We start from the raw sequence: 15,636 nt of genomic DNA, 5'->3' as shown, positions 1-15,636 counted from the left end.
ATGTCTCTACAAGGTAAGGTTGCCTTAGTCACTGGCGCAAGTCGTGGTATTGGTCGTGCAACTGCTGAAACTTTAGTTGCTCGCGGCGCCACCGTTATTGGAACTGCTACTTCAGAGAAGGGCGCCGAAGCCATTGCTGCTTATTTAGGCGAAAATGGTACTGGTTTAGCCTTAGACGTAACGTCTAGCGATTCTATTGCTCAGTTGTTTGCTGATATCAAAGCTAAATATGGAGATATCGATATTCTTGTGAACAATGCCGGTATTACCCGCGACAACTTATTAATGCGTATGAAAGACGACGAGTGGGAAGATATTATCAATACCAACTTAACGTCTGTTTTCCGTTTAAGCAAAGCTGTATTGCGTGCAATGATGAAAAAGCGCAATGGTCGTATTATTAGTATTGGTTCTGTTGTTGGCACCATGGGCAACGCAGGACAAGCTAACTATTCTGCTGCCAAAGCAGGCGTATTAGGTTTTACTCGTTCATTGGCGCGCGAAGTTGCTTCTCGTGGGATCACAGTTAATGCGATTGCTCCTGGTTTTATTGAAACAGATATGACGCGAGCACTTGACGATAATCAGCGTGGTGCTATCTTGTCGCAGGTGCCTATGGCGCGTTTAGGTGATGCTGAAGAAATCGCCAAAACGGTTGCTTTTTTAGCAAGCGACGATGCTGCCTATATTACTGGTGAAACTATTCACGTTAATGGCGGGATGTACATGGTTTAAGCAGCGGTTTAAAAAATGTGCAAAAAATTGATAGATCGCAAGTTTTTTATAAAAATAACTACGAAAAACGTGGTTAGACCACTACGGTTAGACTTGCAAAGTAATTCGGTTTGAATACACTATCGCAACAACGCAGAAGCGTATTTACTAAGGAAAAATATTGTCATGAGTGCAATTGAAGAACGTGTTAAAAAAATCATCATCGAGCAACTAGGTGTAAGCGAAGACGAAGTTAAAAACGAAGCTTCATTCGTTGACGATTTAGGTGCTGACTCTTTGGATACAGTTGAATTGGTTATGGCTTTAGAAGAAGAATTCGATACTGAAATCCCTGATGAAGAAGCTGAGAAAATCACTACTGTTCAAGCTGCAATTGATTACGTTCTAAATAATCAAGATTAATGAAAAAGTGGGCGGCATCAGTCGCCCATTTTGCATCCCCCTAAGATAAGTAAATCCCCCCTTGGAGGCATTTCAGTGACTAAGCGTAGAGTCGTTGTTACTGGTATTGGTGCACTATCACCAGTAGGTAATACCGCTGAATTAACTTGGCAAGCCCTTAAAGCTGGTCAAAGTGGCATTGGCCCTATCGAACACTTTGATACCGAAGCTTTCCCAACCCGTTTTGCCGGTTTGGTTAAAGACTTCAATGTAGAAGAGTTCATGAGTAAAAAAGACGCGCGCAAAATGGATGCGTTTATTCAATACGGAATTGCAGCTGGCCTAATGGCTTTTGATGATGCTGGTATTGATGTTACCGAGGAAAATGCAGATAGCATTGGGGTGTCAATTGGCTCAGGCATTGGTGGTCTTGGCTTAATTGAACAGAATCACGAAAATTATTTAAAAAATGGACCACGTAAAATCAGTCCGTTTTTTGTGCCATCAACCATTATCAACATGGTCGCTGGCCACCTTTCAATAATGAAAGGTCTAAAAGGCCCTAACATCGCTGTTACTACAGCCTGTACTACTGGTGCTCACGCCATTGGCCTTGCAGCACGTATGATTGCCTATGGTGACGCTAGTGTAATGTTAGCTGGCGGTGCTGAAAAAGCCTCTACGCATTTAGGTATGGGTGGTTTTGGCGCTGCAAAAGCACTATCTACTCGTAACGATGACCCAACAAAAGCTAGCCGACCTTGGGATCAAGACCGTGATGGTTTTGTATTGGGCGATGGTGCAGGTGTTGTTGTACTAGAAGAGTACGAAGCGGCTAAAGCGCGTGGTGCCAAAATTTACGCCGAGCTGGTTGGATTTGGTATGAGTGGTGATGCATACCACATGACGTCGCCTCCAGCCGACGGTGATGGTGCTGCTCGTTCTATGGCTGCTGCTATTAAAGATGCAGGTATCGATGCTTCAGAAATTGACTACATCAATGCTCACGGCACTTCAACACCAGCAGGTGACGTTGCCGAGACTCAAGCGGTTAAGTCTGTATTTGGCGAACATGCTAAAGAAGTATTGGTTAGCTCAACAAAATCTATGACTGGTCACCTTTTAGGTGCAGCTGGCGCCGTTGAAGCGATTGTGTCTATTTTGGCTATTCGCGACCAAATTGCTCCTCCAACCATTAACTTGGAAAACCCAAGTGAAGGTTGTGATTTAGATTATGTAGTTGGCAAAGCCCGTGAAACTAAAATTGATTACGCATTGTCGAATTCATTTGGTTTTGGTGGTACTAACGGATCTCTGGTATTCAAGAAAATTGATGCCTAATCTGCGTATTGCGCTATAGCTAATTGAAGCCTGATGTTATCATCAGGCTTTTTTATATCTAGGATTGTTGAGTTTGCTAGACGCTAATTTATCAACGCTTGATCGAGGCTTAAACTACGGCGATGGTTTTTTCACAACCATACTGGTGCAGTCTGGAAAGTTGACGCTTTGGGATTACCATCTAAAACGTTTAAAACGCGCTCAACTGCAGCTTGGCTTTCCTTCTCTTGATTTCGTTACTATCAAAAAAGATGCCGATAAGCACGCTTCTAAAGCGAACAATGCCGTACTAAAAGTCACCATTACTCGCGGAGAGGGTGGCCGTGGCTACGGCTTGCCAGAATGTGTTAAACCAAGCGTATTTATGTCTATTTCTGAGTTCCCGCAAAGCTACATAAACTTTAGAGATAGTGGAATATCAATTGGGATTGCCAAGCAACGCTTGGCAAGTGGTAGTGCATTTTCATCAATTAAAACCTTAAATCGCTTAGAACAAGTGTTACTAAAAAGAGAAGCAGACTCAACTGGGGTTGTCGACTTAGTTTGTTGTGATATTTTTGATCAGGTGGTTGAGGGGGTTGCGTCTAACTTGTTCTGGGTTAAGGATAAAGTGATTTATACAAGTGATCTAGATAGTGCTGGGGTTGCCGGTGTACAACGCCAGTTTTTGCTAGACAACGTGAAGCATTCTCCTTATCAGATCCAATTGGGTAAGTTTAAAATTGAAGATGTAGTCGCTGCTGATGAAATATTTGTCAGTAACTCAGTATTGCAGTTTGCCCCAGTTAATACTTTTAATGAGCGCAATTACGAGCGCTTTCCTGTTTGTCGTTGGTTCCAAAATTTGGTGAAAAATGCTTCGTAAAGTAATACTTGGTTTTATTGTTTTTTGTTTAATTGCTGGTTTCCTTTCATATAAGTGGTTTGATAATTACTTAGTTGAACAATGGCAACTGCCGCGTGCAACCGAGGTTCAACAGGTGTCGGTAGGCTCGGGAACTAACATTTATCGTGTTGCCAACCAGGTATTTGCTAATGCAGACCAAGATGCATGGTGGTTGCGAGTTTGGTTCAAACTTCATCCTCACCACAGTCAAATTAAAAAGGGCTTATATCAGTTAGATGAGCAGCTTAGTTATGCCCAGCTAAGCCAAATATTAGCGAGCGGAAAAGTCGTTCAGTTTAAAGTTAGCCTAATTGAAGGTGAGACCTTTGCCCAGTTTTGGGAAAAGCTCAACCAAACTGACGGGATTAAACCTAGCACTAAGAATGAACAAGAGTTAATTGAATTGCTTGAAATTGAACAAAGTAAGCTAGAAGGGCTGTTATTACCAGAAACTTACTTTTTTGTTCACAATACGCCTGCAGAAAGCATCATCAAGCGCGCCAAGCTAGCATTAGATAAAGTAGTTGCCGAACAATGGGATAAACGTAATCAAGCTGTTCCACTCAAAACACCTTATGAAGCACTAATTCTCGCATCAATTATCGAAAAAGAAACCGGTGCTAAGTTTGAACGGCCTCGGATCGCTTCGGTATTTGTAAATCGCCTTAATAAGGGGATGCGCCTGCAAACTGACCCTACTGTAATTTACGGTATGGGAGAGCGGTATGACGGAAATATTCGCCGTAAAGATTTACGCGAAGCTACGCCTTACAATACTTATGTTATTCGAGCTCTTCCGCCAACACCCATCGCTATGGCTAGTGAAGATGCCATTATCGCTGCGCTAAACCCCGAGCAATCTAATTATTATTATTTTGTCGCTAAGGGTGGTGGTGAACATTACTTTTCTAAAAACTTAGCTGAGCATAATCGCGCAGTTAGAAAATACATACTTAAGAAATAGTTATTATGACGCGTGGAAAATTTGTAGTTATTGAAGGCTTAGAGGGTGCAGGAAAAAGTACCGCAGTTGCCGCGATCCAAACTTTGTTAGAGCAACAAGGTATAGAGTACATAAATACTCGAGAGCCTGGAGGTACGCCAATTGCCGAGTCTTTACGAACGATAGTAAAACAAGGTGTTGATGGTGAGCAGGTTTCCGATAGCACTGAGTTGTTACTAATGTATGCGGCCCGCGCTCAACTGGTGGAAACACGTATTAAACCCGCTTTAAGTAAAGGTAAATGGGTGGTAGGTGACCGCCACGATTTAAGCTCACAAGCTTACCAAGGTGGTGGCAGAGAGTTAGGCGTAGATAAACTACAAGCGATTAAACAGATTGCTATTGGAAGTTTCGAGCCTGATTTAACCTTATACTTGGATATTGAACCTGGTTTAGGCTTAAGCAGAGCACGTGAACGCGGCGAGTTAGACAGAATAGAGCAGCAAGCTTTAAGCTTTTTTGAAAGAAGTAGAGCGGTTTATCTTGCGCAAGCAGAGGCTAATGACAATATCGTGAAAGTCGATGCAAGCCAAAGCATAGACAAAGTAGCTAGTGATATTCAGGCTGCATTAAATAATTACCTAAATACACTGTAACGGTATTTACGATGAGCTCTCCTTGGTTAAGTAAGGCATGGAAACAATTATCACATCAATTAAGTGAAGATAGCTTTCCGCAAAGCCTGCTGCTTCGTGGAGAAAAAGGTTTAGGTAAGCTGCAGCTAGCAAAGTTTGTTGCTAAAACTATTTTATGTAGCGAACAAAAACATCAAGCTTGTAATCAGTGCCATAGTTGCCAGCTAATAGACTCTGGCGCCCATGGCAGTTTGTTTTTGCTAGAACAAGAAAAGCCTAAAGTAGATGATATTCGTGCTTTAAGTTTGTGGGCAAACCAGACTAGTAGTTTTGGTTCTTCAAAAGTGGCGATTATAAGCGATATCGGCGCGCTAAATACGGCATCAAACAATGCTTTGTTAAAAACCTTAGAAGAACCTGTGGCAGATACTCACTTTATCCTGGTTAACCATTTGCCGTTTAAAGCGATGCCAACAATAATGAGTCGATGCCAAGTTTTAAATATCGCGACACCAGAGCAAAACTGGGTGAAGCAATGGTTGGTAAAACAAAAGCTTAGGGTAGACGAAAACTTTGCTCTAATTTATCGATTCTGTAACGGTTCTCCCTTACAAATCAAAGAGTTTTATCGCGAGCAGCAGTTTACTCAGCTAGAACAGTTTATTCATCAATATCAATTAATGGTGCAAGCTAAAACTAATAAACTGGCTGATTTAGTTCACAAGCAGCCATTGTACTTACAATGGCTAGGTCATTGCTTAACCTTATCCTTTAGTTTAGCTAAAGGGCTGGCTAATAGAGATGACTTTCCCCAGTTTGCTGTTGTTAGTACTAAAGACAAAACTATTGAATTGGCCTATCAAGACTGGCTCGATTTGCTCAAACAGATAGAAGAATATCCGGGCCTAAATGTTGGCCAACAGCTTTACCCGCTGTTTACACGATTTAAGGATTAACGCGCGTGTTAGTAGATTCACATTGCCATTTAGACAGACTTGATTATCAAGGTAAGCATGTAAACGTAGCGGATGCTTTAGCTAAAGCCAAAGATGCTGGTGTAGATTATTGCCTTGCTGTGGCTATATCTCCTGAGAAGTTTCCGAGCATGATGGAGAAAGTGCAACACTTTGATCAAGTGTTTGCCTCTTGTGGTATGCATCCACTTTATGTTCAAGACCAAGAGTTTGACCTTGAAAAAATGGAGGTTTATTTGGCTCACCCTAAAGTAGTTGCCGTGGGTGAAACAGGTTTGGATTATTTTTATGCGAAAGAACATAAAGAGCTACAGCAGAGAGTCTTTATTGAGCAGATAAAGTTAGCTGTTAAGCATAACAAACCATTGATTATTCATACCCGAGATGCACGAGAAGATACTTTGCGTTTACTGTCGGAGCATAAGGCGGAGCAATGTAAAGGGGTACTTCATTGCTTTACTGAAAGTTTAGAGATGGCAGAGGCCGCCATTGAAATGGGCTTTTATATATCTGCTTCAGGGATCATTAGCTTTAACTCGGCAAAAGAGTTGCAGCAAACCTTTAAACAAATTCCCTTAGATAGGATCTTGGTTGAAACAGATAGCCCATACTTAGCGCCGATCCCGTTTAGGGGAGAAGAAAACCAACCTGCTTATACACGGCAGGTAGCTGAGTGTTTAGCAAAAATAAAAGGCATTAGTTTAGAGGAAGTTGCAGAACAAACTACCCAAAACTTTTTTGATTTGTTTAGTTTGGCAAAGCCTTGAAAAAAACGGCTCCACTCTAGTCCCTGAGCGGAGCGTAGGGGAATGGCTCTGTGTTAGAGCCTTGCGCTAATAGTCTGTTAAGTGTAGACCGAGTTGCGTGCTTTGCAAGCTCAGCCAAGCCCCTTGTCTTTCACTAACTCTCTAGGGTAGGAGTTCTTAATCTTGTTTCTTACCCATTTACCTAAACCAATAACATAACCTTGGTAGCTTAGAGCCACTTCGCCTTTGTTGTTATTTGGATAGACAATATCTTTGCCTTGATAAAAGTGATGGGCTTGTTCGGGCTCTAGTTCAATACAGTTTTTTGCAACTAAGTGTCCAAGAGCAGTAATTGCATCGTGGCTTGTTCTAAATCCATGTTTAAACTCTTCGGCTAACTTGAGGCCAACTCGTTCAAATCGCATTTCATCTTTTACACGCAAAAAGCTGTTTGGAAGTAACCAGTAATCATTAGCTTTGGTAAATATGCTGTAGTCGCTAGGGAGCGTCATTCCAAACTGAGATTTAAAATGCTGCGCAATTGATGCTTGCTGCTTTTTCGTCGCAGTTTGATAAGCAAACGGTTTTATTCGTTTGTTGATTGCTGGTGTATCGATGGTTGCAGCGTTTTTGCGCAGTGCAGCTACGAAGAAACCCTCGCTATCATAGTATTGTGGCCAAACGTGTAAATAGCCTTCTTTAGTTATAGCTTTGTGGCTGTGCTCAAAAAGTTGCTCGAGATTAATGGTAGAAAAGCTATCGGGGTATTGGGTAGCAATACGACTAATCACTTGCTGGTTTTCTTGTTGATTTAAGGTGCACGTTGAGTAAATCAATACTCCATTAGGCTTTAGGGCTTGTAGCGCGCTTTCTAGTAACGTGCTTTGCAGCTGAGAAATTTCGTAGACATGCTGTTCACTCCAATTATCTAGAGCTTGAGGATCTTTGCGTAAGGTACCTTCACCAGAGCAGGGGGCATCTAGCAAAATAGCGTCAAACTGCTCGCTCATCCAAGTACCAAAAATTTCAGCACTGAAGTGTGTTACGGCCGCATTAGTTACACCACAACGTAACAAATTGGCACTAAGCACTTTAACTCGACTAGCAGAGAACTCATTGGCTACGATTGCTCCTTTACCTTGAAGCATGGCTGCCATTTGTGTTGTTTTTGACCCCGGAGCGGAAGCTGCGTCTAGCAACAAACAGTCTTCTTCGGCTTGAAAGCAGTGAAATAGGGCGCTTACCGGCAGCATAGAACTTGCTTCTTGAATGTAGAACAAACCAGCTTGGTGTTCTGCGGTATTACCAAGTGATAAGCTCTCATCTTCGCGGGTAATCCAAAAGCCAGTCTCGCACCAAGGTATGGGCTCAAGTTGCCATTGATTGGTTTTGGCTAAGCTTAAAAATGCCTCTAGGCTTATTTTAAGTGTATTTACTCTGATGCTTCTGCGCATCGGCTGCTGACAAACAGCTTTGAAACCAGCTAAACTCAAGTCGCTTGGAAGATCTTCCTCAATGCGCTCTATGAATTTAGCTGGAAAATTTATTGGTTTGGTCAAAATGCAGATTTTCTATGGCTCAATGGAAGGGCTCCATTGTAACCATTTTTCATCATAAATGGGCTGTAGTTCGTACTTATCCTGATCCTTGGCCGGTTTAGCTGTAGGTTCTTCATCGGGCGTCGCAAATGCAATGCCGCCAGTTAACAGTGTTTCCATTGAATCAAGACGAATGTTAGCGCCACCTAGGCCAAGTTTTACATCTACGCCCGAGGCATTCCAAAAGACACTATTTTCTCGCACTAAGTGGCGATATGCTGAGTTTATGTTCAGGCGAGCTAAGATTTTTGAGCCATCCATAGCAAGTTTTGCATCATCAACAAAACCAACTTGATATTGCTTGTAAAGTACCGGGCTGCCGACTTTTAATGAGCCAAAATGGCTACTGCTAAGCCAAATATGTAAAGCATTTGTATCAGTATTGGGTGCTTGTTTTTGTAAAACAAACTGTTGTGAGGGCTTTCCTTTTCCTGGAAGGGCATTAATAAAATCCCCTTTTACCAAGGTATCTAGGTTTTTTACTTCGGATAGACTGATAGAGGCTGTTTCTTGCCAGTATAAGGCGCCACTGCGGGCGAAGTTTCTATAAAAGGGGAAGTCCAACTCAGCATCTGCTTGCAGTTCGGAAAGGCTATCATTGAAATGCATGTTGGTGACTTTACCAATTTGCTGCCCCTGATATTTAATCGGCATGTTGTTGTAGAGGCCGTGGCTATCGTTAGTTGTTAGGCTAATTGCTAAATGACGCTTAGTTGCATCCTGTTTAGTTTTATGAACAGTTCGGATACTCTCCTTAGCCAGTTCTTCGAAGTGATCAAAACTGATACCGCCCATAACTAGTGATTTAAGCGATTCACTGTTTACTGATAAACCATCTAAACTGGCTTTAATTTCCAGTCCTGATGCGTGCCAGAATCGACTGTTATCCGTTACTAAGTGTCGATAGTTGCCAAAAATCTTAATTTTTAGGTCAATGCTGCCATCTTTTAACAAACTGTAATGCTCAACTTCTCCTACCGGTACTCGTCTAAAAAGAACTGGCGCCCCTTCTCCTAATGACCCTAAATAATCAGTATTTAAGCGCAGCGATAAAGGTTTCTCTATTTTTGCTTTAGACAACTGAGCTGCTTGTTTGTTGTGATGCAGCGCATATTGACTTTGCTTACTGAGAGTATTGCTATGTCCGGGCATCAATATGATTGGGGAGTTTATAAAACCACTCAAACCGCTGCTTTCAACACTTATTCCATTTAGATCTGCTTCCACAGCTAGCGGACTTTGGTTATAAAATCGGCTGCCTTGCGTAAGTAGTTTGGTATATTGAGGCTGAATAAAAGCTTTTAGCTCAAAGCTGCGATCTATTAAGTTGATTTCAGTCACTTTACCAATGGTTAGTCCGTTGTAAACGATCGGACTGTTAACTGCTAAACCCTTAACATTCTTAGTGGTAAAGCTGATGGACTTACTTCCAACGGGAGGCTTTGGTGATGTTGTAAGGGTAAACTCAGTTTGAAGCTCACCTTGCTCTGCAACCACTTCGATTTGCTTTGCACCAACTAGCGCACCAAGATTTTTAACTCCGTTTAATCCTATTTCAGGCTTTATCAGAACTAATTGGGTTGTATCGTTAAACAGATCTTCATACTTAGGCTCGACCAAGGCTTTTGCTAAAAAATGGTCGTGGCTTCCGGTATTCTGAATATCATTGATAAACCCTATTACCGCGCCGCGATAAACTAGCTTGCTGCGGTTTGCTGCAAGACCATGTTGTTGCTGCATGGTGATTTGAATCGCTTTACCACGTTGAGAGTCTTTAAGGTTGTCATAGAGGGTAAAGTTTTGTCCTTTATCTGCAATAGCAGATTGAACGGGGCTATCAAAACTGACGCCACCGGAAATCACGCTGGCTAGGCTTTCACTAGAGATTTGCATCCCATCGAGAGAGATATCAGCCTCGAAGCCACTTACATTCCAAAACCGAGTATCAATTTTCACTAAATGAGAGAATTGCGGTTTGATTTGAATATCAAATTCTACATGGTGTTGATCATTTAATTGATAACGTTGTACCTCGCCTACTTTTATTTTTTTGAAGTAAACAGGGGAGCCAATATTTAGAGAGCCTAAATCGTTTGATGTAAGGCGTACATTTAAACCGTTACCCCTAATAATATTAGGAGGTTCGTTGAGTGCAACAAAGTCATCACTAAATTTACCTTTGCCGGGGTTTAGTTCAATGTAGTTACCAGATACTAGCGCGTCTAAACCGCTAATCTCTGTAATCGACGCTTTGGGCGTTACTAGCCAGAATTGACTATCTTCTTTTAGTAACTGCTCTGCTTCTCGTTTAACTTCTGCAACTACAATTACGCCTTCTAAATTAGGTGCAAGTTCTACCGTTTTCACTACGCCAATATCTAGACCTTGGTAAAACAACTGAGTTTGCCCAGCGGTAATACCTTTTGCGCTATCAAACACAATGTTGATTTTCACACCTGCTTCAGACCAAGCTTTGAATAGTAGCCAAGCGCCTAACAGCACGGCCAAAATGGGCAACAGCCAAATAGGGGAGATTACCTTCTCTTTTTTAAGTTCCGGTTTACTAGCGTTATTCAAGTTGTTTATCCCAAATTAGTCTTGTATCAAAAGATTTTGCTGCGAACAGTGTTAACAATACTACTGCGCCAAATGCGGTGGCGCCGGGTCCTGCTTCCACGCCTACTAAATTATTTCGTTCAAATACTGCAATCATGATAGACAGAACAAAAAGATCGAGCATTGACCACTTACCAATAATGTCAATTATTCTATAGATAACAATCCGTTGTCGATTGTTCAGATTCAAATTAAATTGCAGGCTTAATAAAATAACAACCAAGCCGACAAGTTTCATTACAGGCACCACAATGCTGGCGACAAATACCACAATGGCAATCCCTACCATATCGTCTTTAATTAAGCTGATCACGCCAGACATAATAGTTTCGTATTGGGGAGCACCGCGAGTACTTAAAACGGTTATTGGCATTAAGTTCGCAGGGAAAAGTCCAACAGTAGCGGCAATGATAAAAGCCCAACATTTTTGCATGCTTTGAGGGGTTCGTGAATGCACTCGCATATGGCAGCGCTGACAGTGGCTTTGTTCTTCGGGCATTGACAGTTTGCAGTGCCTGCATTGTTTTAAGCCTAACTGTTTAGCGGATGTGTACATAACGCTCCCAGTATTCCGCTGGCTCTATACGTTGAATTAGGCGGGTAGAAAGTAGCAAGGTTATGCAGATACACCAAAGCCCATAGCCCAAATCGATATCGGCGTATTCTACTAGTTTAACCAAGGCTACCAAAAAACTAACGATGTAGACTTCAATCATACTCCAGTGAATAAGATCGTCTTGAAAATGCAGCGCTGTTGCCAAAAAGGGAGCTTTCCAGCCTTTGCTTAAAGACAAAGAGGTATAACAAATTAAGCTAAATAGTAGAATTGGTGCGATGAAACTAGCCAGTACCACGCTGAAGCCCACCAAATAATAGCCGTTTTCGAGTAACAACACGGTGCCGCGCAGAATATTGGCTGAACTGGGGATCCCAAGGAATGTAAAGCTCAACAGCGGGTAAGTGTTAGCAAGCGTAACCATAATCAAGCACGTTAACGCTAAGGCAAATTGGCTAGAGAAACGGGCTCTACGCCCCCGCGCGAGTGTGTGTTTGCAGCGTGGGCATATTAATACGTTTCCAGCCCTACAATGTGCTTGGGTGTCGACCAACAAATCGCAACTCGGGCAGATGGATAGCTTTGATAACTCAGAAGATTTCATACAGTATATATTAGCTAAGTCAGGCTAACTATGCTGTAAAAATTTGTCACTAGTAGTTTAAAAGTGAATGGTGCATACTACCCTGTATATAAAAACAGTGAATGGAGGCAGCGGTGGCTGTAATTATTAAATATGTCGTCGAACGTAACGGTGTAGAGAAAATGACTTTTAGTTCAAAAAAAGAAGCCGACAATTACGACAAAATGTTAGACGTAGCTGATCAGCTTACATTAATGATAAAGCATGCAGAACCTAAGATGAACGAGCAACAAGCCGAGAATTTAGGCTTTTACCTTTCTTCCCAGCGAAATGCGCTGCAACAAGTGCTCAAAGGCCAGGAGTTTGATGCATCGATGATTGAAGACGAGGAATAATGCAGTGACAGACGTATCTTCGCGTTATTTAACACTAGGTAAACAACTAGACGCTTTGTTAGATAAAGACTTACCTTATATTTCTAATCTGGCTAATTTTTCTGCCCTATTATGGCTCGAGTTAGAAGAGATTAATTGGGTAGGGTGTTATTTGGCCGATAAAGCTAAAAAACAGCTGTTCTTGGGGCCGTTTCAAGGTAAACCTGCCTGTACCTCAATACAAGTTGGTAAAGGGGTATGTGGTTCGGCTTTTGCGCAGCAGCAAACCTTTCGTGTTGAAAATGTGCATGAGTTTCCGGGGCATATCGCTTGTGATAGTGCTAGCGAATCAGAAATCGTAGTGCCTTTATATCTTAATGGTGAACTGTTTGGCGTAGTAGATATTGATAGTCCGCGTCTTAATCGATTCGAGCTAAGTGACCAAATTGGCATCGAGTATTTAGTTAAGGTGTTGGAAAATAAACTAAGTGATGTGCATTTTTAATGGCTTTTCAATATACGCTCACTATAATAGCCGAAATCAGCCCTGTCGCTGTACCAGTAAAGATGTATAAGAAAGGTCATCATGGAACAAACTAACAAACTGAAAAATAGCAAAGAAGTCATTCAATATTTGGCGACACAATTCCCAAACTGTTTTTCTACAGAAGGTGAAGCCAAGCCGCTTAAAATTGGTATTTTTCAGGACTTAGCTGAACGTCTAAAAGAAGACGAGAAAGTAAGTAATACCGTACTACGTTCTGCTCTGCGTCAATATACGTCTAGCTGGCGTTACCTACATGGCGTAAAAGTTGGCTCTAAACGCGTTGATTTAGACGGTGTAGAGGGCGCAGAAATTGAACAAGAGCATGTAGAACATGCACAAAAGACCTTAAAAGAAAGCAAAGATAAAGCCTTTGCTAACAAAAAGGCTCAAGCTGACAAAAACAAAGCTGCTGCACGTAAACCAAAAGCTGATTTTAAGCGTACTAGTAAACCTAAAACTAGCGACAGCAAACCAGCAGCAGAGAAGAAGCCGATTGAAAAAATCGACAGTAAAGATTTAGTTGCAGGGAAGGAAGTTCGTGTATTGGTTGGAAAAACACCAATGCCGGGTCAGATCTCAGAAGTAACAAAAGATGGCATTGCTGTTACACTTAAAAGCGGTATGTTAGTTAAAGTTAAAGCAGAACATATCGTTGCATAATTGATTTAGTAGTGAGATAGGTGCCTATGAAATATTTGAGCCGTCTGTGGCTATTTTTTTTAACGCTTAGTTACTCAACTCTGTTGTTGGCTCAAACGCCTACATTAGGACAAGATGCGCTACCCACTTTAAGCCAGCAAAGCCAACATGCTACAGCGGCAAAAAGAATTAGTGCTTTATATACCCGCTCTCACTACCGCAGTGTTCCTTTCGACGATGAATTATCTAGCGAAATCTTCGATAAGTTTATTCAGCAACTTGACTACAATCGTAGCTTGTTTTTGGAAGAAGATTTCTTACGCTTTGAACGTTATCGCTACAGCCTAGATCAAGACATACCAGCAGGTAGATTGGAACCGCTTTATTCTATGTTCGACCTGTCGCTTAAGCGTCGCTACCAGCAATTAGTTTACTCTTTACAAGTGCTCGACGAGCCAATGGATTTTACTAAAGACGAACAGTTTCAATTTAATCGCAGCGAAGCTGATTGGCCTAAAACCCAAGCTGAGATTAAAGAACTGTGGCGCTTAAAAGTAAAATACGATGCGCTAAACTTAAAGTTAGCAGGTCGCGAACACGACAAAATTGTCGAAGTATTAGCCAAGCGCTATAACAGTGCGATTAAACGTTTAGTGCAAACCGGCAGTGAAGATGTTTTCCAAACTGCAATGAACGCTTATTCTCGCGCCATCGAACCACATACTAGTTACCTATCTCCCCGCACTGCAGAACGCTTCAAAATGGAAATGAATCTTTCATTAGAAGGCATTGGTGCGGTGCTGCAAGGCGAAGATGAGTACACGGTGATTCGAAGTTTGGTTCCTGGTGGACCTGCAGCGCTGAGCAACCAATTAGGTCCCGAAGACAAAATTGTTGGTGTTGCTCAAGGTGAAGATGAAATCGTTGATATTATTGGTTGGCGCTTAGATGACGTAGTTGATCTGATTAAAGGTCCTAAAGGCACTACTGTTCGCCTTGAGATACTTGCATCAGGCGGCAAAGTAGATGGTAAAACTAAAATCGTTGATATCGTTCGCGACAAAGTTCGCCTAGAAGACCGTGCCGCGAAAAGCGAAGTAATAGAAATTGAAGGCAAGAAAGTAGGGGTGCTTAATGTTCCTAGTTTCTATGTGAATTTGAGTGAAGATGCCAGCAAAGAGTTACGTAAATTAGACGAAGAGAATATCAGTTCTTTGATTGTTGATTTACGAGGCAACGGCGGTGGAGCATTAACAGAAGCAACTGCATTAACCGGTTTATTTATTCCACAAGGTCCGGTTGTGCAAGTACGCGATCAGCTTGGTCGAATTACGGTAAACAACGATACCAGCAATTCAGTCACTTACAGTGGCCCAATGGTTATTTTAATCGACCGTTACAGCGCTTCAGCTTCCGAAATTTTTGCCGCTGCCTTGCAAGATTATGGCAGAGCCATTGTTATAGGTGAGCAAAGTTACGGTAAAGGTACTGTACAGCAGCACCGCGGTTTAGGTCGAATTTACGACTTGTACGAAAATGAACTTGGCCACGTTCAGTACACCATTGCTAAGTTTTACCGTATAAACGGTGGCAGTACTCAACATCGCGGTGTAATTCCTGATATCTCTTATCCTTCTGCCTTGTTGCCGGAAGAAACGGGAGAGAGCGTTGAAGATAATGCTTTGCCTTGGGATAAAATTAAAGCGGCTAACTATAAGTTGCTTGGCGATGTTAGCCCTTATATTGAAGCTTTAGATAAAAAGCATCAGGCTCGCATTGCAAATGATCCAGAGTTTCAATACATCATTAGTGATATAGCTGATTATCGTAAAGACAAAGATATGAAGTCGGTAAGTCTTAATGAAAAAGCGAGGCTCTCTCAGCGCGATGAAAAAGAGCAGAAACAACTTGCTCGCTTAAATGAGCGTTTAGTTCGCCTTGAACTGGAACCTGTTAAAGACTTAGAAGACGCGCCAAAAGATATTGATTTGGATGATGCTTTTTTAACAGAAGCAGCAGAGATTGCGGTTGATTACTTAGAACTTCGTAATCCAAGCTAAACAGATTTAGTTATCGATAAAA

The 15,636-nt window shown here is 41.9% G+C and carries 16 protein-coding genes; 12 read left to right on the top strand and 4 right to left on the bottom strand.

Annotated features, from left to right (window positions below):
• The 8 genes from fabG to LQZ07_RS13930 all read left to right on the top strand — a co-directional run bounded on the left by fabG (position 1) and on the right by LQZ07_RS13930 (position 6,662).
• The gene (gene fabG, locus LQZ07_RS13965; protein WP_152784708.1) at positions 1-735 is read left to right on the top strand and encodes a 3-oxoacyl-ACP reductase FabG; all 735 of its coding nucleotides are present in this window, start codon (positions 1-3) and stop codon (positions 733-735) included.
• Between the two features lie 165 nt (positions 736-900).
• Positions 901-1,137, top strand: coding sequence for an acyl carrier protein (acpP, locus tag LQZ07_RS13960; RefSeq protein ID WP_016403339.1), 237 nt, complete (start codon positions 901-903; stop codon positions 1,135-1,137).
• A gap of 75 nt (positions 1,138-1,212) precedes the next feature.
• Entirely contained in the window at positions 1,213-2,457 is a 1,245-nt protein-coding gene (fabF, locus tag LQZ07_RS13955; protein WP_249483154.1) for a beta-ketoacyl-ACP synthase II, read from the top strand.
• Positions 2,458-2,530: 73 nt separating this feature from the next.
• Positions 2,531-3,322 (top strand): aminodeoxychorismate lyase, encoded by a 792-nt coding sequence (gene pabC, locus LQZ07_RS13950; RefSeq protein ID WP_194164190.1) that lies wholly within the window; start codon positions 2,531-2,533, stop codon positions 3,320-3,322.
• Entirely contained in the window at positions 3,312-4,307 is a 996-nt protein-coding gene (gene mltG, locus LQZ07_RS13945) for an endolytic transglycosylase MltG (RefSeq protein ID WP_152784714.1), read from the top strand. Before pabC ends, mltG begins: the two co-directional genes overlap by 11 nt.
• Before the next feature lie 5 nt (positions 4,308-4,312).
• Positions 4,313-4,942, top strand: coding sequence for a dTMP kinase (gene tmk, locus LQZ07_RS13940; protein ID WP_152784716.1), 630 nt, complete (start codon positions 4,313-4,315; stop codon positions 4,940-4,942).
• A gap of 11 nt (positions 4,943-4,953) precedes the next feature.
• The gene (locus LQZ07_RS13935; protein WP_152784718.1) at positions 4,954-5,877 is read left to right on the top strand and encodes a hypothetical protein; all 924 of its coding nucleotides are present in this window, start codon (positions 4,954-4,956) and stop codon (positions 5,875-5,877) included.
• Between the two features lie 5 nt (positions 5,878-5,882).
• Positions 5,883-6,662 carry a TatD family hydrolase gene (locus LQZ07_RS13930; RefSeq protein ID WP_249483151.1) on the top strand — a complete coding sequence of 260 codons (780 nt, stop codon included), beginning with the start codon at positions 5,883-5,885 and terminating at the stop codon, positions 6,660-6,662.
• A gap of 110 nt (positions 6,663-6,772) precedes the next feature.
• Here the strand turns inward: LQZ07_RS13930 and rsmF are convergent, their stop codons facing one another.
• Genes rsmF through LQZ07_RS13910 form a run of 4 tightly spaced genes read right to left on the bottom strand, consistent with a single transcriptional unit; the run spans position 6,773 to position 11,835 of the window.
• The gene (gene rsmF / locus LQZ07_RS13925; RefSeq protein WP_152784720.1) at positions 6,773-8,200 is read right to left on the bottom strand and encodes a 16S rRNA (cytosine(1407)-C(5))-methyltransferase RsmF; all 1,428 of its coding nucleotides are present in this window, start codon (positions 8,198-8,200) and stop codon (positions 6,773-6,775) included.
• 12 nt (positions 8,201-8,212) lie between these two features.
• Positions 8,213-10,816, bottom strand: a complete 2,604-nt coding sequence (locus LQZ07_RS13920; RefSeq protein WP_152784722.1) for an MlaD family protein — start codon at positions 10,814-10,816, stop codon at positions 8,213-8,215.
• On the bottom strand, positions 10,809-11,354 hold the full coding sequence (locus LQZ07_RS13915) for a paraquat-inducible protein A (RefSeq protein WP_194164191.1): 546 nt from the start codon (positions 11,352-11,354) through the stop codon (positions 10,809-10,811). The genes LQZ07_RS13920 and LQZ07_RS13915 overlap by 8 nt, the downstream gene beginning before the upstream one ends.
• Positions 11,355-11,394: 40 nt before the next feature.
• Positions 11,395-11,835: a paraquat-inducible protein A gene (locus tag LQZ07_RS13910; protein WP_040307540.1), complete on the bottom strand. Its 441-nt coding sequence runs from the start codon at positions 11,833-11,835 to the stop codon at positions 11,395-11,397.
• A gap of 293 nt (positions 11,836-12,128) precedes the next feature.
• Between LQZ07_RS13910 and LQZ07_RS13905 the strand changes: the two genes are divergently transcribed.
• The 4 genes from LQZ07_RS13905 (at position 12,129) to prc (ending at position 15,614) form a co-directional block, all read left to right on the top strand.
• Entirely contained in the window at positions 12,129-12,389 is a 261-nt protein-coding gene (locus LQZ07_RS13905; protein WP_016403328.1) for a YebG family protein, read from the top strand.
• A gap of 4 nt (positions 12,390-12,393) precedes the next feature.
• Positions 12,394-12,873, top strand: a complete 480-nt coding sequence (locus tag LQZ07_RS13900) for a GAF domain-containing protein (RefSeq protein WP_249483148.1) — start codon at positions 12,394-12,396, stop codon at positions 12,871-12,873.
• Between the two features lie 81 nt (positions 12,874-12,954).
• The gene (gene proQ, locus LQZ07_RS13895) at positions 12,955-13,575 is read left to right on the top strand and encodes an RNA chaperone ProQ (protein WP_152784728.1); all 621 of its coding nucleotides are present in this window, start codon (positions 12,955-12,957) and stop codon (positions 13,573-13,575) included.
• A 26-nt stretch (positions 13,576-13,601) separates the two neighbouring features.
• Positions 13,602-15,614 (top strand): carboxy terminal-processing peptidase, encoded by a 2,013-nt coding sequence (gene prc / locus LQZ07_RS13890; protein WP_152784730.1) that lies wholly within the window; start codon positions 13,602-13,604, stop codon positions 15,612-15,614.
• The last annotated feature ends 22 nt before the right edge of the window (positions 15,615-15,636 follow it).

Source organism: Agarivorans sp. B2Z047 (assembly GCF_023373605.1).
Lineage (GTDB): Bacteria > Pseudomonadota > Gammaproteobacteria > Enterobacterales > Celerinatantimonadaceae > Agarivorans > Agarivorans albus.
The sequence above is the reverse complement of the archived record's forward strand: the minus strand, read 5'-3'. Positions and strand labels throughout refer to the sequence as shown.